The 23,797-nt window shown below is 36.6% G+C and carries 23 protein-coding genes, 1 pseudogene and 2 riboswitches; of the genes and pseudogenes, 2 read left to right on the forward strand and 22 right to left on the reverse strand.

Annotation, left to right across the window (positions count from 1 at the left end; genetic code table 11):
- Nucleotides 1-12: 12 nt before the first annotated feature.
- The 22 genes and pseudogenes from ilvE to PGC14_RS09130 all read right to left on the reverse strand — a co-directional run bounded on the left by ilvE (nt 13) and on the right by PGC14_RS09130 (nt 22,533).
- Complete coding sequence (ilvE, locus tag PGC14_RS09025; RefSeq protein WP_011916401.1) at nt 13-894, reverse strand: branched-chain-amino-acid transaminase; 882 nt, start codon at nt 892-894, stop codon at nt 13-15.
- A gap of 254 nt (nt 895-1,148) precedes the next feature.
- Nucleotides 1,149-1,871, reverse strand: a complete 723-nt coding sequence (locus PGC14_RS09030) for a M20/M25/M40 family metallo-hydrolase (protein ID WP_039766770.1) — start codon at nt 1,869-1,871, stop codon at nt 1,149-1,151.
- Nucleotides 1,872-2,053: 182 nt separating this feature from the next.
- A complete protein-coding gene (locus PGC14_RS09035; protein WP_039766772.1) occupies nt 2,054-3,013 on the reverse strand; it encodes an acyl-CoA dehydratase activase in 960 nt (319 codons plus the stop codon).
- Nucleotides 3,010-4,161, reverse strand: coding sequence for a 2-hydroxyacyl-CoA dehydratase (locus PGC14_RS09040; protein WP_271628712.1), 1,152 nt, complete (start codon nt 4,159-4,161; stop codon nt 3,010-3,012). Before PGC14_RS09040 ends, PGC14_RS09035 begins: the two co-directional genes overlap by 4 nt.
- A gap of 17 nt (nt 4,162-4,178) precedes the next feature.
- Nucleotides 4,179-5,180, reverse strand: coding sequence for an acyl-CoA dehydratase activase-related protein (locus PGC14_RS09045; protein WP_271628713.1), 1,002 nt, complete (start codon nt 5,178-5,180; stop codon nt 4,179-4,181).
- A gap of 114 nt (nt 5,181-5,294) precedes the next feature.
- Nucleotides 5,295-6,782: a lysine--tRNA ligase gene (gene lysS / locus PGC14_RS09050; RefSeq protein ID WP_271628714.1), complete on the reverse strand. Its 1,488-nt coding sequence runs from the start codon at nt 6,780-6,782 to the stop codon at nt 5,295-5,297.
- Between the two features lie 23 nt (nt 6,783-6,805).
- Nucleotides 6,806-7,294 carry a transcription elongation factor GreA gene (greA, locus tag PGC14_RS09055; RefSeq protein WP_083931504.1) on the reverse strand — a complete coding sequence of 163 codons (489 nt, stop codon included), beginning with the start codon at nt 7,292-7,294 and terminating at the stop codon, nt 6,806-6,808.
- A 150-nt stretch (nt 7,295-7,444) separates the two neighbouring features.
- Nucleotides 7,445-8,302, reverse strand: a complete 858-nt coding sequence (locus PGC14_RS09060; RefSeq protein WP_039766783.1) for a cation diffusion facilitator family transporter — start codon at nt 8,300-8,302, stop codon at nt 7,445-7,447.
- Between the two features lie 96 nt (nt 8,303-8,398).
- Nucleotides 8,399-8,491, reverse strand: a riboswitch (NiCo riboswitch).
- A gap of 8 nt (nt 8,492-8,499) precedes the next feature.
- Nucleotides 8,500-9,366, reverse strand: coding sequence for a hypothetical protein (locus PGC14_RS09065; protein ID WP_271628715.1), 867 nt, complete (start codon nt 9,364-9,366; stop codon nt 8,500-8,502).
- A gap of 23 nt (nt 9,367-9,389) precedes the next feature.
- Nucleotides 9,390-10,301, reverse strand: a complete 912-nt coding sequence (locus PGC14_RS09070; RefSeq protein ID WP_039766787.1) for a hypothetical protein — start codon at nt 10,299-10,301, stop codon at nt 9,390-9,392.
- A 20-nt stretch (nt 10,302-10,321) separates the two neighbouring features.
- On the reverse strand, nt 10,322-10,846 hold the full coding sequence (locus tag PGC14_RS09075) for a helix-turn-helix domain-containing protein (protein WP_271628716.1): 525 nt from the start codon (nt 10,844-10,846) through the stop codon (nt 10,322-10,324).
- Between the two features lie 100 nt (nt 10,847-10,946).
- A complete protein-coding gene (locus tag PGC14_RS09080; protein WP_271628717.1) occupies nt 10,947-11,573 on the reverse strand; it encodes a phosphoribosyltransferase in 627 nt (208 codons plus the stop codon).
- A 112-nt stretch (nt 11,574-11,685) separates the two neighbouring features.
- Nucleotides 11,686-12,312, reverse strand: a complete 627-nt coding sequence (locus PGC14_RS09085) for a cyclase family protein (RefSeq protein WP_271628718.1) — start codon at nt 12,310-12,312, stop codon at nt 11,686-11,688.
- A 121-nt stretch (nt 12,313-12,433) separates the two neighbouring features.
- Entirely contained in the window at nt 12,434-14,152 is a 1,719-nt protein-coding gene (locus PGC14_RS09090; RefSeq protein WP_271628719.1) for a proline--tRNA ligase, read from the reverse strand.
- Nucleotides 14,153-14,200: 48 nt separating this feature from the next.
- On the reverse strand, nt 14,201-14,983 hold the full coding sequence (locus PGC14_RS09095; protein WP_271628720.1) for a mechanosensitive ion channel family protein: 783 nt from the start codon (nt 14,981-14,983) through the stop codon (nt 14,201-14,203).
- 4 nt (nt 14,984-14,987) lie between these two features.
- On the reverse strand, nt 14,988-15,671 hold the full coding sequence (locus PGC14_RS09100) for a gamma-glutamyl-gamma-aminobutyrate hydrolase family protein (RefSeq protein ID WP_271628721.1): 684 nt from the start codon (nt 15,669-15,671) through the stop codon (nt 14,988-14,990).
- Nucleotides 15,672-15,684: 13 nt separating this feature from the next.
- Complete coding sequence (locus PGC14_RS09105; RefSeq protein ID WP_039766800.1) at nt 15,685-16,269, reverse strand: ANTAR domain-containing response regulator; 585 nt, start codon at nt 16,267-16,269, stop codon at nt 15,685-15,687.
- A gap of 61 nt (nt 16,270-16,330) precedes the next feature.
- A complete protein-coding gene (locus tag PGC14_RS09110; protein ID WP_271628722.1) occupies nt 16,331-17,827 on the reverse strand; it encodes an HD-GYP domain-containing protein in 1,497 nt (498 codons plus the stop codon).
- A 133-nt stretch (nt 17,828-17,960) separates the two neighbouring features.
- On the reverse strand, nt 17,961-19,430 hold the full coding sequence (locus PGC14_RS09115) for an IS200/IS605 family accessory protein TnpB-related protein (RefSeq protein ID WP_271628723.1): 1,470 nt from the start codon (nt 19,428-19,430) through the stop codon (nt 17,961-17,963).
- Between the two features lie 44 nt (nt 19,431-19,474).
- Nucleotides 19,475-19,792, reverse strand: a pseudogene (locus PGC14_RS09120) (MerR family DNA-binding transcriptional regulator); the annotation flags it as partial.
- Between the two features lie 201 nt (nt 19,793-19,993).
- Entirely contained in the window at nt 19,994-21,502 is a 1,509-nt protein-coding gene (xylB, locus tag PGC14_RS09125) for a xylulokinase (protein WP_011916366.1), read from the reverse strand.
- 35 nt (nt 21,503-21,537) lie between these two features.
- Nucleotides 21,538-22,533, reverse strand: coding sequence for a LacI family DNA-binding transcriptional regulator (locus tag PGC14_RS09130; protein WP_228370016.1), 996 nt, complete (start codon nt 22,531-22,533; stop codon nt 21,538-21,540).
- A gap of 226 nt (nt 22,534-22,759) precedes the next feature.
- On the opposite strand from PGC14_RS09130, the gene PGC14_RS09135 reads away from it, so the two are divergent.
- Both PGC14_RS09135 and PGC14_RS09140 read left to right on the forward strand, forming a co-directional pair.
- A complete protein-coding gene (locus PGC14_RS09135) occupies nt 22,760-23,011 on the forward strand; it encodes a DUF4176 domain-containing protein (RefSeq protein WP_271628724.1) in 252 nt (83 codons plus the stop codon).
- 209 nt (nt 23,012-23,220) lie between these two features.
- Entirely contained in the window at nt 23,221-23,514 is a 294-nt protein-coding gene (locus tag PGC14_RS09140) for a hypothetical protein (RefSeq protein WP_271628725.1), read from the forward strand.
- A 143-nt stretch (nt 23,515-23,657) separates the two neighbouring features.
- A riboswitch (FMN riboswitch) is annotated at nt 23,658-23,786 on the forward strand.
- Nucleotides 23,787-23,797: the final 11 nt, after the last annotated feature.

A 23,797-nucleotide genomic window follows, 5' to 3' on the forward strand; every position in this document is an offset into this window, starting at 1 on the left:
TAAAAGAATACTTTAGTCATATATATCAACACCATCAACAAGTGTAAGTTTTTTGAACTCTTCCATTAGTTTTTTTGTAATCGGTCCAACCTCACCATTGCCTATTTTTCTTCCATCAACCTCTGTGACTGCTATAACCTCTGCTGCCGTGCCTGTAAAGAAACATTCATCTGCATTGTAAAGGTTAAATAGTGTAAACACTTTTTCATACACAGGAATACCAAGATCTTTTGCAAGTTTCATCACAGTTCTTCTTGTAATACCATCCAAAGCTCCAAGATAAACAGGTGGTGTGATAAGCTCACCATCCTTGACAATGAAGATGTTATCTCCTGTGCACTCTGTAACATAACCATCTTGTGTGAGCATTATAGCCTCTGGTACACCTGCCATGTTTGCCTCAATCTTTGCTAAGATGTTATTTAGATAGTTCAATGACTTTATCTGAGGGTCTAAACACTGAGGACTATTTCTTCTTGTTGAGGCAGTAATAACCTTCATTCCCTTTTCATACATTTCCTGTGGATATAAGACAATAGAATCAGCAATGATAACAATAGTTGGTTTTGGACATTTAGTGGGTGAAAGGCCTAAATCACCAACACCGCGTGACACAACAAGCCTTATATACCCATCTTTTATGTTATTAACTCTACATGTCTTCTTTAAAGCCTCAATCATCTCTTCCTTTGATATTGGAATTTCCATGTAAATAGCCTTTGCTGCTTGATATAGCCTGTCCACATGTTCTTTACATTTAAAAATCTTTCCATTGTAAACTCTTATCCCTTCAAACACCCCATCGCCGTACAAAAACCCATGGTCAAACACTGACACTTTTGCCTCTGATTTTTTATAAAACTCCCCATCGATGTATATTAGTTTTTCTTCCATCGAAACATTTCCCCCTATGTGCATTATTAATTTTTTCAGAAAAAACTAAAAGATGATTAATTATTTATTGTATAACACTTAAAAACTTATGTCGACATGTTTTTTTGTACCACTTTGCATTTTTTTAATGATTTTTTCTTCTGAGAAGAGACTATATAAAAAGTTGAAGTTATTTTTATACATTATACCTAAGAGAAATTAGAAAGACAATAATAAAAAAGAAAAAGACCTCAAAACTGAGGTCCTAAAAAGCTTTACTGCATACATTCTAAAATTCTGCACATCCACTTGTACGTCTTGACAACCTCATCCAACACTGCATATTCAGATGGGGTGTGAGGATTGTAATAACCAACAGAAAGACAAAAGCTGCTTATTCCAAACCTGTCAACGATGTATCTTATATCGGCAATGTGAGGACTTTTTTCTTTCTTTGCTGGAATTCCTAAACTTTTGCCTATTTCAATTACCTTGTCAATGCATTCTTTCTTAAAACATACATCTTTGCCACCATAGCTACAGACAACATCGCCAAAACCCCGTCTGTCAAGGCCAATCACAAGATTTACACCTTTGAAAAACTCTGGATGGTTTTCAATGAAAAATTTTACTCCTCTATGTTCGTCTTCGCAGGAAGTTGTGAGGAGAAATTTGAACTGGTAGTGGGTAAATCTCAAAAGAGCCAAAATGATTGCAATTCCGCATCTGTCATCAGCGCCTATTGGTCTTGTACCGTTTCCTTTTATTCTGCCGGTTTTTTCGTCGTAAACTACTTCCATCATCCAGTTTTTGCCCATCTCTTCACTTCCTACAGAGTCAAGATGGGCATTTAAAAGTACTTTTGGATTTTTTCCTCTTTCACCAAATAGATTGTTTTGCTTGTCATCATCATAGAAAACCAGCATCTCACTCAGTTCATTTTCTACAAACTCTTTCAGTTCTTCCTCTTTGCCAGGGTAGGACTCTATCGCGCACATCTTTAAAAGAAGTGACCTTATATAATCTCTTACCCCTCGGACATGGCATGGTACCTTCTTAAATGTTTCTTTACTTTTATTATATCACTTTTTTGGTGAGAATATATAAAAATTTTTCATGGAAAACTAAAAAACCATGGGATTCGCCCATGGCTGGGAAAATATTTTATTGAGAAAATATTTTATAAAGAATTTGTCCACTTGCCGCATCTATCTCCCCACATTGCAATGACCTTTCCTTCCATTGAGACCTTTACAACCTCACACCTGTTAGAACATCCTTTGCACTCAAAAGATGAGGTTGTAAATTCAATATCTGCTGCATCAAAGCCTCTGAATTTTGTCTTTGCTTTGGTTTTCTCAATATAATCTTTTGCCAATATTGCGCTACCTATTGCCCCCATAACGTTAAAGTGTTCGGGGACAATAATTTCGCTTTTTAGCTCTCTTTCAAACGCAGCTTTTATGCCCTTGTTTGCTGCAACTCCGCCCTGGAAAACAAACGGTGGTTCTAAGTTTTTGCCCCTTCCAACATTGTTCAAGTAATTTCTCACAAGCGCATCGCAAAGTCCTCTTATAATCTCAGCCTTTGAAAATCCAAACTGCTGCTTTGCAATCATATCTGACTCTGCAAACACAGTACACCTTCCTGCAATCCTGACAGAATTTTTTGCTGACAGTGCCAAGTCACCAAACTGCTCAATTGGAATTTTTAGCCTTTCAGCCTGATGGTCCAAAAAAGAACCAGTGCCAGCTGCACATACAGTGTTCATTGCAAAGTCCACAACCATCTGGTCCTTGATAATTATTATTTTTGAGTCCTGTCCTCCTATCTCAAAGATTGTCCTAACATTTGGAACAAAATGGATTGTGGCTGTCGCATGTGCTGTTATTTCGTTTTTTATAACATCCGCACCCAAGATTGCTCCTGCAAGCTGTCTGCCTGAACCAGTTGTGCCAACCCCTAAAACTTCAACATCTCCAAGACTCTCTTTTAGTTGCCGTATTCCCTCTTTAACAGAGTCAATTGGCTGCCCATTTGTCCTGATATATGTCTTAAAAAGGACATTTACATCTTTGTCAATCGCAACAACATTTGTAGACACAGAACCAACATCAACCCCTATGTAAATACTCTTCATACCATGACAACCCTTTCTTCATCAGCATGTTGTTGGAGATTATTTACAAGCACCTCATTTGTCTTTCCTTTCTTTCTATTTCTCAAAAGGTCAACAAAGGCTTCTATTCTTGTTAGCATATTTGCTTTTCCTGTTTGCTCATCAATTGGCAAAGATAGGATTGGAATATCAACCTCTTTTGAAATCTTTGGAATCAAGCTTTGTGTCACAAGCTCAGGCAAGCATGCAAACGGCATTAGGTGTACAATTCCATCAAACCCTCTTTCTTTAAAGTCTATAATATGTCCAACTGTTTCAACTGCATGCCCACCTATCAGAATCTTTATATATCTTTGTCCTTTTTTAATTATCTCTTTAAACCTCTTCGGCCGAAGTGCCCATGGGACCAAATTGTCGTTTATCCACTCAAAAAGATATAAGCTTCTTTCAACCTCAACACCAAGATTGCCTAAAATCTCTTCTATGCCAAAATTAATTGAACTTTCCATAACAACGTAAATCTCACCAACAATACCAACCTTAATTTTATCTCTTTCATCAACTTCCTTTGTGGGAATGCTAAGGAGCATATTCTTGCACTCTTCATATACTTTATAAAGCTCTTTTCGTGTCTTTATCTTGTCAAACTTTTCTTGGATCTCATTCCACACTTGAGTTGTCTGACCTTTATTGATTTCATAAGGTCTTATCTTTTGAACCATCTTTTCAAGCTCATCTAACTTCTGGACAAACCTGTATAATGTATACATTCTGCTTATTACTTTAGGCCATGGAACACCATTTCGAATTTTTTGGACATTTCTCCAAAATGCCTTCCAGTTGTCCTGTGGTGCATCGAATATTATAAGCTCAACATCGTCATAACCAAGCGACTTTAAAATGTTCCTGTGAGTGTCACCATAAAAACCTGCTCTGCAAGGCCCGTGCCCACCAGAGGTCACAAGCACCTTTGCGCCCTTTTCAATAGCCTCTAAGTATGTGCCCATGACCATCTTTAAAGGAATGCAAGCAAACTCGGGTGAGTATTTTACACCTAAGTCCATCGTCCTTTGAGTTGGTTTTGGTGGCATTATAACTTCATGTTCTAAAAACTCAAAAAGCTTCTTGTACACAATTGCTGAGCCCATATATGGAAACGAAACCTTCATTTTCAATTACCTCCGCACTAAACTCCACGCGAAACACTTGCCCATTTCTTTCTCTTTAACATATCCACAAACGCTTCTATTCTTGTAAGCATGTGCCCTTCACCTGTGTGCTCATCCACCCTCAAGGTCGTAAAAGGCTTCCCTGCAACATCGCTTTCATACTGCAAAAACCTTCCAACAATGGCATCAGGGCCACATCCAAACGCTGTCACGTGAATTAAACCATCAACCTCTGGGTCTTTGAGATAGAAAAGACCTGCGCCAAGTACCCTGTTTGAAAACGTCCAGAATAGCCTTTTTCTGTAGTGTCTGAGGTTTTCATATGCAATATCTATTGGTACCATTTCAAAGGTTTTTATATTCACATTCATTGCTTCCAGTTTTTTTATTACATCCATGCTGATAAATGAGTCATAAACATCATAGACATATCCTAAAACAGCAATTGTCACTTCTCCATCTTTTTTGACCTTTCCCAAATCCTTTTCCCATCGCTGTAGCTTATAGCTTTCAAGTGCCTTGTCACAGCTAAGTCCACTGTGAAGCAAATTTTTAAACCTTAAAAATACCTCCTCAGCCTTTTTTAAGGCAAGCCTTATTTCTCTGTGTGAAAACCCAAATATATCTGTCAATACATCATATGTTTTTGGTGAGCTAATATCTTCATTGTTTTTTTCATTTATTATTGGCGAAATAACTCTTCCATGACTTCCCTCAACAGTTCCTTCAATTATATCAGGAAGTCCCATAAACTTAGGACAAAAATATTCCGGTTTTCTTATTCGTGCAAATCTTGGTACAAATACATAATCTGCCTTTTCAAGACCCTCTATTACATGTCCGGTAAAAATCTTAATTGGCGCACAAATATCAGACACAGCAGCTTTAGAGCCTTTATCAAGAATGTCTTTATTTGTTATTCCAGTGTCAACTACTTCAAAGCCAAGCTCTTTAAACAAGGTATCCCACAGCGGAAAATAATAGTAATATAAAAGTGCATGTGGAATCGCTATCTTCATAAGATTAATCTCCTTTAACCTCTATTATATCCTTTACTATTATAACACAATCCAAAATAGGTGTCTAAAAAAAGGGGCAGCTATCTTTTGAAAAAACAACTGCCCCTTTCTTGGTTAGTCTTTTGGTCTCATTGTCGGGAAGAGCAAAACATCCCTGATAGAGTAAGAATCTGTTAAAAGCATTACCAGCCTGTCAATTCCAATGCCAAGCCCACCTGTCGGTGGCATTCCGTACTCTAACGCTTCTATGAAGTCCTCGTCCATCATGTGAGCTTCTTGGTTACCTCTTTGCCTTTCTTTCAGCTGTTCTAAGAACCTCTCTCTTTGGTCAAATGGGTCGTTTAGCTCCGAAAAAGCGTTCGCAATCTCCCTGCATGTTATGAAAAGTTCAAACCTTTCTGTAAACTGTGGATTGTCTTTTTTTCTCTTTGCAAGTGGTGATACCTCAACTGGATAGTCCATAATAAATGTGGGCTGAGCTAAAAAGTCTTCAACCTTTTGCTCAAAAACCTCGTTTATAATGTGACCTATCTGCCAGTTTTCCTCAACTTCAATACCAAGGTCTTTTGCAATCTTTCTTGCCTCATCCAAAGAAGATACCTGTGAAAAGTCAACTCCTACATATTTTTTTATCGCATCAATCATTGTAAGCCTTTGCCAAGGTGGTGTCAAGTCAATCTCTTGCCCCTGATATGTTATTTTTAGCGTTCTCAAAACCTCTTTTGCAACAGTTGTTATTAGCTCTTCGGTTAAATTCATCATATCTTTATAATCAGCATAGGCCTGATAAATCTCAATTGTTGTAAATTCTGGATTGTGCTTGATTGAAATACCTTCGTTTCTAAACACACGACCAAGCTCGTAAACTTTATCAAACCCGCCAACAATAAGCCTTTTTAAATGAAGCTCTGTTGCTATTCTAAGGTACAGGTCAATGTCAAGTGCGTTGTGGTGAGTAATAAATGGCCTTGCAGCAGCACCACCTGCAATAGGGCTTAAAACCGGCGTTTCTACCTCTAAAAAGCCTCTGTCGTCTAAATATTTTCTGATTGAGCGAATTATTAAGCTCCTTTTAATAAATGTGTCTCTCACCTGGTGATTTACAATCAGATCAAGGTATCTTTTTCTGTATCTTGTATCTACATCCCTCAAGCCGTGCCATTTTTCAGGAAGAGGCCTAAGACACTTTGTAAGCATCTCAATTTCTTTAGCCTTGATTGAAATCTCTCCTTTGTGTGTCTTGAAGACCTCACCTTTGACACCTATAATATCGCCAATATCATAGTATTCTTTGAACTCCTGGTATTTCTCCTCGCCAACTTCATCAATTTTAATATAAATTTGAATTTTCCCTTTTGGGTCCAAAATATCAACAAATGAAGCTTTACCATGACCCCTTTTTGATAGCATTCTTCCTGCAACAGAGACAAACTGACCTTCAAATTTCTCAAAATTTTCTTTAATCTCTGTTGAATAATGAGTAGAATCATACTTTACCTTTTCGTATGGATTGTACTTATTTTGCTGAAGTTCTCTTAGTTTCTTTATCCTATTTTGTATCTGCTCGTTTAGTTCCTCTTGTGTAAACTCAAACTCCTGCATATCCTTTCACCAACTCCGTCTTTTTATTTCGATATTTCAAGTATCTTATATCTGAACTTTCCAGCAGGAACAGTAACTTCCACAACTTCTCCAACTTTTTTGCCCATTAACGCTTTGCCCACAGGTGACTCATCAGAAATCTTAAACTCAAATGGATTTGCCTCTTTTGAGCCAACAATGGAATACTCAACAATCTCACCTGTATCTACATTTTGAATCTTTACATTTGTACCAATCCCCACAAAGTCAGTTGAAACTTCATCTTTGTCAATTATTTTTGCATTGTTTATAAGCTTTTCTAAGTATGCAATCCTCTCTTCCAAAGCTGCCTGTTCTGCTTTTGCTTCATCGTACTCAGAGTTTTCGGAAAGGTCACCAAATGAACGTGCAATCTTTATCTTTTCAGCAACCTCTTTTCTTTTAACAGTCTTTAGATTTTCAAGCTCTTTTAAGTACTTTTCATAAGCCTCACGTGAAAGTTGAAACTTTGCTGTATCCATTTCTCTTGCCATTTTTTCCTCCCCTTTTTCTATGAAGAAAATTGAAATCTCGTTTTTAAGATTAATTTTAGTTTATTGATATATAATTTATGCTTGAACATTTTAACTTTTGTCAATTATAAATCAAAGGACTTTTTATGTCAAGAAAGAAAAGTTGAGATTTCACTTTTCATCCTCTGGCTCTATATGAATTGTTATATAAGAGTTTGGCAGGGCATTTTTAATCTCATCCTCAATCATATTACAAAGATTGTGTGCATCAATCAAAGTTGTTGAGTTCTCCATTCGTATATGAACATCAATCTCTCTTCTATCGCCGCTCTTTCTTGTTCTGAGCTTGTGATAGCTTGTCACCTGCGAGTATTTCTTGATGATATCTTCTATCACTTTTACCTCCTCTTGAGGAAGACTCTTGTCAACAAGGTCACACAAAGCTTTTTGCGTAAGCTCTACAGAAGCCTTTATTATCATCAGTGCAACAATTATAGCTATTATTGGGTCTAAGATGTATATATGTGTAAATTTGATTACAAGAAGTCCTAAGAATACACCAAATGAAGTAAATACATCAGTAAAAAGATGCATTGCATCAGCTTCTAAAGCAACAGAGTCGGTTTTTTTGGCAATCTTAAAGAGTTTTGAAGATATAAAAAGATTGACAATAGCTGAAATTAGCATAACCCCAATACCTGCCTCTATACTCTCAATCTCCCCCTTGTGTATTATTTTCTTTATGGCCTCATAAATTATCAGAGTAGCTGCCAAGAATATCAAAATGGCCTCAAAGGCACCCGAGACGTTTTCAAATTTGCCGTGCCCAAAAGGATGGTCGCTATCTGCAGGTTTTTTTGCCTGTCTTATAGAAAAATATGCAATAATACTTGCCAATAGGTCAATCCCTGAGTGAATAGCCTCTGAAATAACAGAGACCGACCCCATTACTACTCCTGCAATCAGTTTAAATAAAATCAATGTGGTGTTTGAAAAAACTGACAAAAGTGCAGCTCCCTGCTTATCCATAAACTATTCTTCAAACTCCTTTCTAAAATTAGCTTTTTTATAAATGGAGGCTTTAGAATAAAAAAATCCTGCGAAGACTCATGTTTTAATAAAAACATGGGTCCCGCAGGCTTTTTTCTCCTGCTGCCTGATTTTGCTCAGGCCCGAAAAGAGCAAACTTTTTGCTCTTTTCTGACCACTTTTTACTTTATTTACTTTCACTTGAATTCTATTTTAACATCAAAAAAGCTTTTTGTAAATACACTCTTAGCTTCTGAAAAGCTGGTAATATAAGTAAAAAGAAGTTTCTCACTCAAAACTCCTATCATAGCCGGTGAAAGACTGCAAAAAGGCGTTTTATCATACACAACAATCTCTTTTAAAGGCAGAAAATCAACCTTGACATTATCTAATGAGATAAACCTTTTTGTAAATATCCCATCTTCAATAATTCCTTGTTCAGGATAACATACTATAATCCTTTCTTGATGAGGCTGACATTCTATATTCTCAAACACAAAAACAATATCCATTTTATTCAGAATCTCTTCATAATCATAAGCCCTCACTAACACAGTCCCAAACTCGCCCAAAAGCTCATCGGCTATCCTTTCAAATCGCTGAGTAGTACTCAAGACATATAAAACTTCAACCTGCTCTGCAATTTCATAGAGAAAACCTGTTTTTCTTGCTTTTTCAATCCCCATTACACCTATTTTCTTATTTTTTAAAGTCGATCCATATTTTCTCAAAATGCTCCTTAATACATAATATGTGAGATAACAGTTTATGTAGATATTTGTATGATAATACTTGTCAAGAAATACTATGCTATTTGACCTTTGATGATGAATATAGTTGTATATCCTCGAAGATTTTTTTGTCATCTTTTCTATCTTCGGAAAAATAAAAAATTCAAGTTTTACCTCTATGTTGTTTATATATCTTATATACTCTTCATATTTTGGCAGAGACCTTCTGAGAAGAATCTTTTTTAATATTTTGGGAAAGTATTTAGGGGATCCCTTTAAAAATATTTCTTCATCACCATATAATAAAAATGTCACTGTAAAAATTTCAATCAACCCAAACCATAATTTTTTATCTATTAATAGAATATTTCCACTCTTGGTTTAAAATCAATCTCTTTTATAAGCTTCTCTACTTCTTGCTGGCTCATTTCTTCTAACCGCTTCCCAGTTAAGGCAACAAGTATTGCCTCAACAACATTCGTACCAAATGACCTGCCATCAAACTCCGGTGTTGTTGTAACAAGCATTTTGAGTTTTCTTGCTTTAAGGTCCTCAACATCCTCTTTTGTAATAGTATTAGTAATTATTATCTTGCCTTCTAAACTATCTGGCATGTACTTTTGAATGTATTTATAATCACCTGCTATAATATCTGCAATTTCGTAGTATTTCCAATACTTCTGTAAATTTTTAGGATCTTGCTCTTTTTTATCATCATTAGGATATAGCATACTGAACGGAAGTTTAATAATAAACGGAACAAGCAAGGCAGCCAGATAGTAAAAGGTCTTTAAGCTTTTTATCATAAAAGGAATTCCAAGCGCAAAAAGTGCATCACCAAGCAAGAGTTTGCAACCTGCCTCATAAAGCCCTTCTGCAAGTTTGTACCTGTCAAGCGCACATACAACAAGAGCAGTTTTCCCTTTGAAGTCTATGATATTGTTTTCTTGAAGGTATTTTATTACCCATTTTTCAAATGTATTTTTAACACCTGTACCATCGACAAGTGGTGTCTTTTTTGCAGCATTTTTTATAGGAATAGCCTCTCTGATTACGTAGTTTTTCCCGCCGCCATAAAGTACAATGTCAATTCCGCCCATGCCAAATGCGTCCACTTTTCCATCAAGACTTTTTATAATCTCAATTGCTTTTTTTATATCTCCATCTGTCCCAATTCTCTCTATTTCAAATTCCACCCCTTTGATATTTGCAAAAACTTTGTGGTTCCTTTTACTTGAACCAATACTGACACTTACTACCCTCTTCATTAAAAATCATCGCCTCTTTTCTACTGCGTAATTGTATCCAAAATCTTTTTAAGAGTCTCTATATCTACTTCAACATCATACTTTAAAGGAGATTTCCCAAGGGGAATTGTTATGACCTCGCAATTTAAAAAAGCTTTGAACCAGTTAAGTCTAAAGTCTGAACCCATTGCAATTACAATGTCAAAACTCTTAAAGTTGTTAATATACTCTCCCATAATATTCAGAAGCTGTGCTGCCGAAAGTGAATTTATGAAATCATTTCTCTCTTCTTCTGTCATCAATAGATAGTAGTTTATTCCATAACTTTGCAAAACTTCTTCAACCTCTTGTTTGTTCTTTATAGGAAAGCCTATTGCTGCTATGTTTTTGCCTTTTCTGACCTCACCCAGACCCTCAAGCTTTGAAATAAATGACCTGTCAACTTTCAGCTTTTCAGCAACCTCTATTTGTGAAAGCCCCTTTTGACGCAGATCAAGAATTCTTTTAACCTCATCAATTATTTTCTGAAGGCTTATAACTTTATCACCTATCCTATAAAAATCCATCTTTTTCATCCCACTTTAACAACATAGTCTTGTTGATTCTATAATACCACAAAAACCTTCTTTATGTTAACATTTTTGTGCACACAACTCTTAAAAATTTTTAGCTCAAAAGCTTTTTAATACTATCTTCTGAAATTTCTGAAAAGTCAACATAAAACTGACCAACTGCATAGAAAGGTTCTCTGCTGATAAGATAAAAAATGCCATCACACTCTTTTTCAAGTTCTTTTAGTGTTGATGGAGCAATCACTGGAGTTGCAATATAAATCTGTTTAGGATTTAGTTTTGAAAGAAATCTTATGCACGCCTTTGTGGTTGCACCTGTTGCTATCCCATCATCAACTATTATTGCTATTCTATTTTCCAAGTTCTCATACTCCAGCTTTCCTCTGTACTTGACAAGCTGTTGTTTGAGGCTCTCCAAAACCTTTTCCTTCTGGTGTTCTATATACTCCTCTTTCATTGAAAAATATTCTACATACTCACTGTTTAAAACAATATCTCCGTTTATATCAACCGCTGCAATAGCAAATTCTCTGTTGAAAGGTGCTCCAATCTTCTTTGCTAAGACTATATCTAAAGGCAGTTTAAGCTGGTCTGCAATCACTTTTGCAACAACTATCCCACCTCTTGGAACTGCAAAAAGAGTTACATCTTGTCTTTCCTTGAATGATTTTAATTTTTCTGCCAATTTCCTTCCTGCGTCAACTCTATCTTTAAAGTACATTTTTAAATTCACTCCTTTTCCTCGACAAACCATTTACAGTAATAAAAAAGACACCTTAATATTTATTTAACCAAACTGGTGCCTTTTTAAATGGTATAATATGGTACAATATCTATCTTTCTATTAAAACTACCCTTGCAGGGGCACCATCACAACCTTTTACTCTCAAGGGCAAAGCTATAAACTCATATTCACCTTCTGTAACATTAAGCAAACTTAAGCCTTCAATGATTATTATTCCACTTGAAAGAAGGCTTTTGTGAACAGAATAATCTTCCGAACCAAACTCTTCTATTGAGAGGTAATCAATGCCTACAACTTTTACTCCCTTTTCTATGAGATACTCTGCTGCATCAAGCGAAAGGCTCGTATATTTTTCGTAAAATTTGCTTGAATTTAAATACTGTGAGTTTTTTGTCTTGAAAAATATAGCTTTCTCTCTTTCTATATGCTTTTTCTCAAGAAAGCTCCTTGTTATCCTATCCTCTTTTGGCACCTCAAAAACCTTTACCTTACCCATCAGGTGTTCAAGAGGAAGTTTGTCAACCGTCAGTCCATCTTTTATAAAATGTGCAGGTGCGTCTATATGTGTTGCTGTATGTGAAGACAAAGAGAGTTTGCTCACTGTTGCAATATCACCTTTTGTGATGTCAAAAACTCTTTTTACTTCAACTTTTGGATCACCTGGAAATGAAATGGTTTCATTGGAGATGTCAAGGCTTACATCGATTATCTTCATATTATTCAAATCTCCTTTCTTTTAATTTTTTGTAAAGTAACGAAAATAGCCATAAAAACAAAAGGGAGCACTGAAAAGTGCCAATCAATGCTCCCTTTACTGTCTTCACGTCTGTATTCACTTACACTTTGTACCTTGCTTTTTCCTCATTTATTAAATTTAGAATAAACTCAACTGCTGATTCTATGTCCACCTCAACCGACTCTTTTGTTCTTCTGTTTCGCACCTCTATCCTCCCATCTGCTATTTTTCTTCCAATTGTTACTCTAAACGGAATTCCTATCAAATCTGCATCCTTGAACTTAACACCAGCCCTTTCATCTCTATCGTCAATTAAAACCTCAACGCCTTTTTTCTGCAAATCTTCATAAATCTCAAACGCTATCTTACTCTGCTGTTCATCCTTTATGTTTACAGGCACCACAATTACCTCATATGGCGCAACAGTAATTGGCCAAATTATTCCGTCCTCATCGTGCATCTGCTCGATTATAGCAGCGGCAGTCCTGTTGATGCCAATCCCATAGCAGCCCATAATCATAGGTTTCTTTTCGCCTTTTTCGTCTGTGTACACACAGTTAAAAGCCTCTGTGTATTTAGTGCCGAGCTTGAAAATATGCCCTACTTCAATTCCTCTTTCAATTGTGACTTTTTGAGATAGGCATTTTGGACAAAGATCGTCTTGTGTTATATTCCTAAGATCTGCAAACTTTGTTACTTTAAAATCCGAAAGATTTACATTCTTTATATGATAATCTGTCTTGTTGCTACCCACCACAAAGTTTTTGAGATATTTTACCTCATTGTCAGCATAGATTTCTATTGAAAGTCCAACAGGACCTGCAAACCCGACCTTTGCACCAGTTATCCTCTCGACATCTTCAACACTCGCCAGCTCAAGCTCATTTGCCTTTAAAAGGTTTTTGAGTTTTGTTTCATTGACCTCTCTGTCGCCCCGGACCAAAACCGCGACAAATCTGTCATCTGCCTTGTAGATCATTGTCTTTACAAATCTTTTTGCATCTATATTAAGAAAGTTCACAAGCTCTTCAATTGTCCTTACATTTGGAGTGTAGACCTCTTGCATTTGTTTTATCTCTTCGGTATTTTCAACAGGTTCATCTAAACACTCTGCCTTTTCCAAGTTTGCAGCATATCCACATGCCTTGCAGTATGCAATCTCTGCCTCACCAACAGATGATGGTACCATAAACTCATGCGAGTTTGATCCACCCATTGCACCTGTATCAGCTTCAACAATCTTTACATCAAGTCCGCATCTTTTAAATATTCGAACATATGCATCATACATCTTCTTGTAAGATATATCCAATCCTTCCTCATTCATGTCAAAAGAGTATGCATCTTTCATTGTAAACTCTCTGCAGCGCATAACACCAAATCTTGGCCTTCTCTCATCCCTGAACTTTGTTTGAATCTGATACAGAATCTTTGGAAGGTCTCTGTAGGATGTAACCTCATTTCTGACAATGTAAGTAAAAGCCTCTTCGTGGGTTGGTCCAAGGCAGTACTCTCTTTCATTTCTGTCTTTTATCTTGAACATCTCAGGCCCAAATACTGCCCATCTGCCAGACTCTTCCCACAGCTCCTTTGGCATCAAAGCTGACATGTGCACTTCTTGAGCACCTGCTCTGTCCATCTCTTCTCTTACAATATTTTCAATCTTTCTCAAAACCCTGTATCCAAGTGGTAGATAAACGTAAATACCTGATGAAAGCTGTCTCATAAAACCTGAGCGAAGCATAAGTTTGTGTGATTCTATCTCTGCATCAGAAGGTGTCTCTTTCATTGTTGGCATAAAAAGCTCCGATACCTTCATATCTTCTCTTTTTCCCCTTTCTTAAATTTTGTTTTGTAGTAGAAAGACTTAGTTTAAAAATAGTTTTTCTATAATCTTCTTTCTCATCTCTCTTTCAACATCCCAGTGTTTCAGTGGTTTGGTTTCTGTCACAATCCTTAAAGTGTATTCTATCCAGTTAGTATCAACAATACCCAAAATCTGTGGCGGTGTTACAATGTCATCTTCAAACTCCTTTTCAATCTCCTCAAACACCTCTTTTAATTTTTGAGAAACCTCGTCATAGCTCATCTTTGTGTTTAATTTCACATCAACAATTGCTTTTGAGTTGTGTCTTGACCAGTTTGTAATAGCACCTATTGATCCATTTGGTATAATATGAACTGAGCCGTTATAATCCTGAATCTTAATGGTTTTAATACCCATCTCTTTTACAATTCCACTTCGCCCGTCAATTGTCACATAGTCACCAACAGATAGCTGGTCTTCGATTATCAGAAAAAGCCCTGCTATGACATCTCGAATAAGGCTCTGCGCACCAAAACCTATTGCCAAACCTCCAATTCCAGCTACTGCTAATATTGTTTTGATTGAAACATTAAAATTTTCAAGTATAAGCACAATCATAATGAAGTATATAGAGTATTTTACAATACTCTTAAAAAGTGCCGCAAGAGTGTCTATCCGTTTTTGGTTAAATGGAATTACAGTGCTTTTTTCTCTATTTTTCCATCTTTCAAGCATCTTATTTGAAAATTTTAGAAGCACAAGACCAACCACCAAGATAATTATAGAGTATAGTATCTTGCCACTATACTTTAAAAGTATTTCCCCAATCTTTTGATATGTCATTTACTCACCCCTTGACAAGCTCTTTGAAAAGCTCAAACTGTAAAACGTCTTGCTTCCACATCAGCTCCGGATGCCACTGCACACCCACAAAAAAGTCCCTATCATGTCTTGAGATAGCCTCTATCACACCGTCTTTTGCTGTTGCCTCCACTAAAAAGCCTTGAGCTACAGTTTCAATTACCTGATGATGAAATGAATTGACTAAAATCTCTTCACGTTTAAAAATCGCCTTTAAAACCCTTCCGTTAATTTCTACCGTGTGATAACCAAACCTGCCGTCCATATCTTGAAAATGGCTTATATAGCCTTCTTTGTCTATGTCTTGCTTAAGTGTCCCCCCAAAAGCAACATTCATCACCTGAATACCTCTGCATATAGCTAAAACTCTTTTGTTTTGCTCATATGAAAGTCTCATTGCTTCAATCTCAATCTCATCTCGAAGAAGATTTATCTTTCTTATTCCTCTTTCTGGCTCTTTTTTATAAAACCTCGGATGAACATCTTCACCTCCACAAAAAAGTATACACTCACATTCATTTATGTACTCCTCTATCATTCCCTTTGCAAGCTCGCTAAGTGGAAAGATAATAACCTTGGCATTCAAACTCAGCAGGACTTCTAAATAACTACTTACAACATAAAGCCGTGACCTTTCATAGTCAAATCCGCCAAAAACTAATACCCTCATTTCTCAGAAACCTCTACTGTTTATTGTTCATCTTCCATTCTATGATTCTTCTTGCAACTTCTTTAATAGGCATTTGGTGGTCCATGCTGAGCTTTTGAAGTTTTCTCATTGCAAGCTCCTCATCAAGCTTTAGCTCTTTCATCAAGATTCCTTTTGCTCTTTCAACAAGTTTTCTTGTCTCTAAATCATCCTGCAGTTTTTTTATGTGTTCTTCCAATTTTCTTAATCTTGACCAATTTCTAACCACCATCTCAACAAAAGAAATAAAAGCCCATTTGTTAAATGGACTGTATAAAAATACATTAAATTCATCATCCTCTAAAATAACACTCTCTATGTTAGACTTTTGTGCCTGGTTCGCAAGAATTACAACAGGGCATATTTTGTCATTTTTAAGAATATCTATTATCTCAACCATACTTCCTATACTAAATCCATATTCCATAATTACTACATCAGGTTTTAACACCCTTATCTTTCTGAGACAGTCAGAAAAATCAGAAGCTGTATCTGCAATTGAGTATCCATTTTCTATTAAAGAACTTTTAACAATGGCAAATAGTTTTTTATTTCTTATGGCCAAGATTACTTTATACATTTTTTGTCATACCCCATCGAATATTATATTAAATAATTTTAACACACCTTATATCTTTTTTCTATAAAAACATCACCATTCCTTTTTGTGCCAAACTAAGAAGTTTTTCTACAATATTTTTATCAAACTGGCTTCCTGCACATCTTTGAAGTTCCTTCAAAGCCTCATCCTTAGCAAAAGCTCTGCGATAAGGCCTGTCTGATGTCATAGCATCATATGCGTCTGCAACAGAAATTATTCTTGCCAACAAATCAATTTCATCGTCTTTCAAGCCATACGGATAACCTTTGCCATCCACCCTTTCATGATGCTGCAAGATAACTTTTTGTATTCTCTCCATGAAGTCTAAATCCTTTAGAATGTTGTATCCGATTAACGGATGTTTTTTTATTTCCTCATACTCTTGAGGTAATAAAGGCTCTTTTTTATTTAATATCTCCTCCTTGATACCAATCTTACCGATATCATGAAGAAGACAGGCAACCTTTAAAACATCTTTCTCATCCTCAGAAAGTCCAAGCTCATCTGCAATCTTTAAAGCAATACTCTGAACTCTTTCACAATGTCCTTTTGTGTAAACATCTTTGTACTCAATTGTCTTTGACAGACAAAGGATTATTTCATAAAAAAATCTCTCTATCTCAGCATTTTTCTTTTCCAGCTCAACCTTTGACTTATTTAGCTCCTCGATAGTCTCTTTTAATTTTTCGTTAACATATGTACTTTTCTCATACAAATCCTCAATCTCTAATTTCTGCTTCTTTAGATTTGAATAGTAAATTGAATTTTTGATTGCTATTGTTATGAAATTGCATATACTTATGTAATAACTTATATCTTCCTTTTCTAAAAAGTCACATCTAATGGTAAAAAAGCAAACGCCTTCACACTTGTCTTCTGATATCATTGGAACTGCTATTTTAAGAAGATTATCCTTTTGCTCCATTTTGTAAGCAATATTGACATCTTCTCTTGCCTTTTTTAGCAGCAACTCTTCATCAGGGTCTTTATTCCCGAAATAACACAAATGTTTAAATACATTGTCTTGATTATTGAAATATACACTAATTCTCAAAAATCCCAAGTTCTTACTCTCAAAACTACCCAGTAGTTTGATTACTTCATAGGCATCTGAAAGGCTCAAAATCTCTGTTGTAAGCTCAAAAAAGCTTCTTAGCCACTCATTTTTTTGTTTGAGTACTCTCTGTGTATCAATTAGTCTTTTTACAATACTTGTCATTTCCTTGTTCATCTGAATACTGTTAATATACCCTTTTTCAATAGTTTCTTTTTCTTCCTTTAATTTGTTAATAATGAGTTTTTGCTTTTTCTCAGAGAGTCGATATCGTTTTAAAACAGCACTGTATCTGAGTACATAGAAAATAGAAAAGAAAAATACGGCAAAAGAAAGACTTGCAAGTTGAAGATATTCAAATAGGGGATTTTTTAGCTTCCAAAAGAGTTTACTAATTTGAATACCCAAAGGAAAACAGATGAGAAGAATTACTAAAAATTCAAAAGATCGTCTTAATAATTTCTTTTGTGTCTTCAATTTCAATCCTGGTTACCTAAACTGTACAAAAATGTACAGTTTAGATAGCTGGGGTATTTGTAGTCCGCCTTTCAAGCTTTCCCAGCCCCAGCAGGCGGTATTTGGGAAAGCTATAGCCCCTGCCCCAAGAAGCAGGAACTCACGCCCTCAAGGGTCTCCCCACTTGCCCTGAAACCAATATCGATTTCAGGACAGACATGTCACGCAATACCCTGTCAGGGGAAAGTGGCGTTACCACCGCTACCCTGAGAACTCGCCAGGGATTGTGGTCTTTGCCACAGGTACCAGAACTTGTTCCACCCAGAGGCCCTGATACCCTCCCTGGCTCACTCCCAGGGCTTTGTACCATCCGCATTACATTCTCAATCTCCTTTATCTGCTTCTTCCTCAAGCCTACGTTCTTCACCGTCTTGCTTACATACTCTTTTAGTTCTTCTAAACTACTTACATCAAGCCAGCTCAAAAACTCCATATAGTTTGACGGTATCCTCTCTCTCAGCCCAAGTCCCCTTCTTGCTACTACATATGCCGCAGCTACATCCTTTGTCACCATAAACTGCGGTGCGTACTTCAACATCCCTATTACAGAAGTGTATGCAGGGTCTACTTCTACAACCTCTATCCCTTCTCGCTTTGCTAAAAGTTTTACCTTCTCCAAAAGTGCTTTGCCCCCAAAATAATGCCTTATCCGTCTTGATTTTCTGCCTGAAAAGTCTCCTCTTCTGCCCCTGTCCTGTATGCTAAGGCTCTCAATCACTATGGCTTTTTGCTTCTCTTTCGCCATTTGTACTATCATGTGTGCATACTGCCACCTGTAATACTCTCTTTTTTCAAAGCTGCCACTTTCAAGCTTCTCAAGTGGTATCCTGCCATATCCCAGAAACTGTCCGTACTCGTCTGTTTCTACCCATGCAACATTCTTTGGATATGCATTAGTGTCTATCCCTATAACTCCATTCGCTTTTGTTATCTTAGCCTTTGGAAATTCCTCTTCAACAGTGAAATAGGCGTATACTACACCACTTTTAAGTTTCAGCTGGACAGAATAAGGCTGTCCAGAAATACTTATCGCCTCAAGAAGTTGATTTCTATCAATGTACGTTCCATCTTTTATCTTCCATCCAGGCTGTATCGTTGCATATACGTACTCCTTTTCTCCTACGTTGATTCTAAGTTTTGTACAATCTTCATCTATCTCAATCCTTGTATTGAGATTACCTTTCTTGCTCCTGTCTCCTCTTGAATACAAATTCCCCTTCCGCTTCTCCCGCCACTTACGTTGAAGTTTCCTGTATTGTTCGCCGTTTATGTGCCTCCTCTTTAGCTTTTCAAAAAGCTGCCTGCCACCAAAAATGACCTTCCTGGGATTTTCTCCTCTTTCTTTGCATGAGGTCAAAATGCTTTTTGCTTTCATTATCGCATCATCCACATACCTCGAATTTAAATTAAAAACCCCCTGCAGCTCTCTTTTTATTGTGTTTCTATCCCAGCCTTCTAAAAGCCTGTTATATGCGAATCTTACGCAGGATGACCATCTTCTCATTAAATCCAACACTGTTTGTTTGTCTTCCCTGCTTGGAAAAGTAAGTTTAGCTTGTATTGTTATCAACTCTTTTTGCCACCTCTTTTTATCTTGTTCAAAAGCATAAATTACCCTCTTCTCTTTTCATTTACCCCCACTTGCTATTTCATGTATGACTTCATGCTGCCATCCCTGGGAATTAGTGTATTCTTCAAGCCTTCTAATTTGATTCTTAAGATACTCTTCCTGTTTCTTTGTAAATACTCTTGCATACAAAACTACTTTGGTTTTTTGTTTTTCTTCCAGCATGCCTAATAATTTCTCTATATCTTCTTTTTTGTACCTTCTTCTCCCTTTTGGTGTCCTAACCGGAGTTATCAACCCTTCCTTTGCCCAATTTATTTTAATGTACTCCTGCTGATGCTGTATGTTTCTTTAACTCTTTGTATACTCTACAATATCTATAATCACCCAATCAAAATTATGTCATTTTGGTTATTTTCAACTGTTGTTACCTTCTGTCAAAAAACTCACATAACTATTTATTTCGACAAACTTCGTAAAACTCCTTTAAGAAAAATAGCAAAAAAAGAGGGCTTATAACCCCCTTTTTTTGAATTATATACCAAGTTCAGCTGCTTCTAGTGAATTTATTGCCTAAACAAATCCTTTATTCGCGGATATATACTATTGTATAGCTTATAAGTCTTTCTGTAAATATCAAACAATTCTTTATTAGGCCTGCATACATCTACTTTTTGAATCATCGCATCACACGCTTCTTCGACTGAAGCATACTCTCCTGCTCCAACAGCTGCCAAGATAGCCGCACCAAATGCAGGACCTTCTTTGGAATTTAACGTCCATACATCCATCTCAAATATGTCTGCCTGCATCTGTCTCCAGAGTTTGCTCTTTGCACCACCGCCAGAGACTCTTATTTCTTTTATCTCAATCCCCATCTCAACCAAGATGTCAAGACAGTTTTTAAGAGAAAATACAACTCCTTCCATAACAGCTCTTATAAATTCTCTTCTTGTATGCTTTGCTGTTATCCCAAAGAAAATCCCTTTTGCAAAGGGATCTAAGATTGGTGTTCTCTCTCCCATAAGGTATGGTAAAAACACAAGTCCATCTGCTCCTGGGTTTGCAAGCTCTGCTTCTTGGTCCATCAAGATGTATGGGTCTTTGTCAATAAACTCAAATGCAGCCTTTTCGATGTGAGCAAAGTTGTCTCTAAACCACTTTAAAGAAAGCCCTGCACCCTGCGTCACGCCCATAACATGCCACTTGCCGGGCACAGCATGACAAAACGTATGAACTCTACCCTCAGGGTCAATTCTAAAGTCATCTAAGTGTGCGAAAACAACACCGGATGAACCAATTGTTGACGATACAACACCTGTTCTTACAATTCCATTTCCAACAGCACCTGCTGCCTGGTCTCCTCCACCTGCAACAACAAGTGTTCCTTTCGCAAGACCTGTTATTTTGCTTGCTTCTTCTGATATCGTCCCTGTTACCTCTGGTGATTCATACACTCTACCTAAGAGTTCTTTGTCTATTTCAAGTTTTTGCAACACCTCATCAGACCAGCACCTATTTTTGATATCTAAAAGCTGCATACCAGAAGCATCAGATACATCTGTTGCAAATTCGCCTGTGAGCTTAAATCTTATATAGTCCTTTGGCAATAAAATCTTATAAACCTTTTCATAGTTTTGTGGTTCATTGTTTCTTACCCACAATATCTTAGAAGCAGTAAAACCTGTTAAAGCAGGGTTTGCTGTTATCTCAATAAGCCTCTGCCTACCAACTCTTTCTGTTATCTCATCACATTCTTTTGCTGTCCTCTGGTCACACCAAATGATTGATGGTCTTATGACGTTGTAGTTCTTGTCAAGCATCACAAGCCCGTGCATCTGCCCGGTAAGTCCCACAGCTTTGACTTCCTTGGGGTTTACCTTGGACTTTTCAAGCACAGCTTTAATTCCTTTAACACTTGCATCCCACCAGTCTTCAGGGTTTTGCTCAGCCCAACTAATCTGAGGCTGGTAAAGAGGATACTCAAAAGTAGCTGTAGCTAAGATGTTCCCTTTTGAATCCGTCAAAATGGTCTTCGTACCTGATGTTCCGACATCAATTCCAATAAAGTACATTTTGAACAACCTCCCCTTTCCAAAATAATTTCTTTTTAAGCAGACTCTCTCACAACCAGCTGAGTATCCAATACATACTCGCTTTCAAATTTTTTCTCAGGGTTATTTATTTTGTCAAAAAGAATATCACAGGCAGTTTTGACCATTAAATCAATTGGTTGACGAACTGTTGTGAGCTTTGGCATCTTGCTAAGTCTCAACCCAAATATATCTACATCGTCAAAACCCACAACTTTGATTTGCTGGGGAACCTTAATGTCCATCTCATTTAAAGCATATATGCTTGCATATGCCATTACATCATTTGCTGCAAATATGCCATCAATCTGTTGTGTTTGGACAAGCTTTTTTATATTCTCATATGCCTTTTGAAACATAAAATCTCCTTCAATGCAAAGTCTTCCATCAAATTCAATTCCAGCATCACTCAAGGCTGCTTTATATCCTTCAAACCTTGCAAGGCTTTCAAAAGAATCTGAGGGGCCTAAAATATGAGCAATCTTTTTACAACCTTTGTCTATTAAGTACTTTGCTGCCATGTATCCACCTTGGAAGTTGTTTACATTTATCCGCGGCACATCTGAATATTCGGTGTTATTCTCTGCAAGTACCACTGGCACATTGTTAGCTTTTAAAAGCCTCAGTGACTCTCTGTTAATGGTTTTGTATCCAAACACAATTATTCCATCAACCCTGCCGACAAGAAATTTAAAATAGTCTATATTGTCTGAAATTTGGCAAAATATTGCACCATAACCTCGTTTTGATATGTAATTGTTAAGAAGGTCAACCACCTCACCGTAAAACCAACCGCTCAGCGACTGGATTATGATTCCCACAGTTTCAGTTTTTCTCTTTGCCAAGTTCTTTGCAGTGACGTTTGGAGTATAGTTCAAAGCCTTTATTGCATCAAGCACAGCCTTTCTCTTTTTTTCTGATACATTTGCACTGTTGTTCAAAACCCTTGAAACTGTGGCTTTTGACACACCAGCCCTTTTTGCAACATCTTCAATTGATGGCAAAAATTTCACCCCCCCCTAATTCTCTTTGTTTTCTCATCTTTATAAACATCAGATATTGTAACCGATTTCGATTTCTCTTTGTTATATACTTTATCACATTGGTAGTTGGTTTATCAACAAAATTTTTAAAAATAGCAAGTTAGGGTATTTGAATTTTTAACTATATATTACAAAAACATCTATTGGCGCTTCTTCTCCTGATAAAATGGAAATAAAGGTTATGGAGGTGATTAAGATGGAAAACGAATGGCTTCCAATTGGAAGTGTAGTCGTTCTAAAAGGTGGAAATAAACCATTAATGATTTATGGTCGAAAACAGTTCAATTCACGAACGGGTCATGAATTTGATTATGTTGCTTGTTTTTATCTTGAGGGAAACTTTTCGGCTGATTACAACATTTTCTTTAACAAGGAAGACATTGATAAAGTACTATTCAAAGGTTACGAGAATGAACTTGAATTTGAAATGAGAAAAATGCTAAAATAAGGGGAGATAGACAAAGTTTTGGGTTTAGTATTGGTGGCATTACTGTCGAAGTTGGTGGAAAAGGTTATGCTGGTGCGTGGGGAGCAGAAGGTAAACTTAAATTTTTATCAAGCGGAATATCAATAGGTGGCGGGCTTGCTGCTAAAGTAGGTGCTGGAGTTTTCATAAATATTAGATGGTAATAAAGTTCTTTGGAGGAAAACTGTAAAATGAATGAAAAATTGTTGAGAATTTATAGGATTTTCTTTTACATACTTGTTATATTAGCTACTATTGGCTCTGTAATCAGTTCAATTCTTGAAAAAAATGCTTTTTATATAGTTGGAACAATTGTTCTTGGTGTATTTTTGATTTTAATTGTAGAGTTTATTCTTCTTCCTTTCGTTTTTGGAACAAAGTTTGCGAAAAATTTCAAAAAATTTTTAGGGTTATTTTTAGCTTTTGGTATAATTTTGAGTACTGTTGTGTTTTTGATTGTAGGAATTACAAGCAAGAAATTTTGAGATAATATATTTTGGCGTTCCATTATTGGTCTTAAGCCTTGCTGTAGTCTACAAAGTTTGGATAAGGTAAATTTTGCTATTGAAATTTCGTAAATTTACGAATATAATGAAATGTAAAATTGAACATAAATCTCTGTTCAATGTCCATCCTTCGGGGCGGGGTGAAATTCCCCACTGGCGGTAAAAGCCCGCGAGCAAAAGCCTTTTTGGCTTTTGCAGAACCGGTGGAATTCCGGTGCCAACGGTTACAGTCCGGATGGGAGAAGGAGTGGATGTGTAAGAA

The organism is Caldicellulosiruptor sp. DIB 104C (assembly GCF_028198085.1).
GTDB classification, from domain to species: Bacteria; Bacillota; Thermoanaerobacteria; order Caldicellulosiruptorales; family Caldicellulosiruptoraceae; genus Caldicellulosiruptor; species Caldicellulosiruptor saccharolyticus.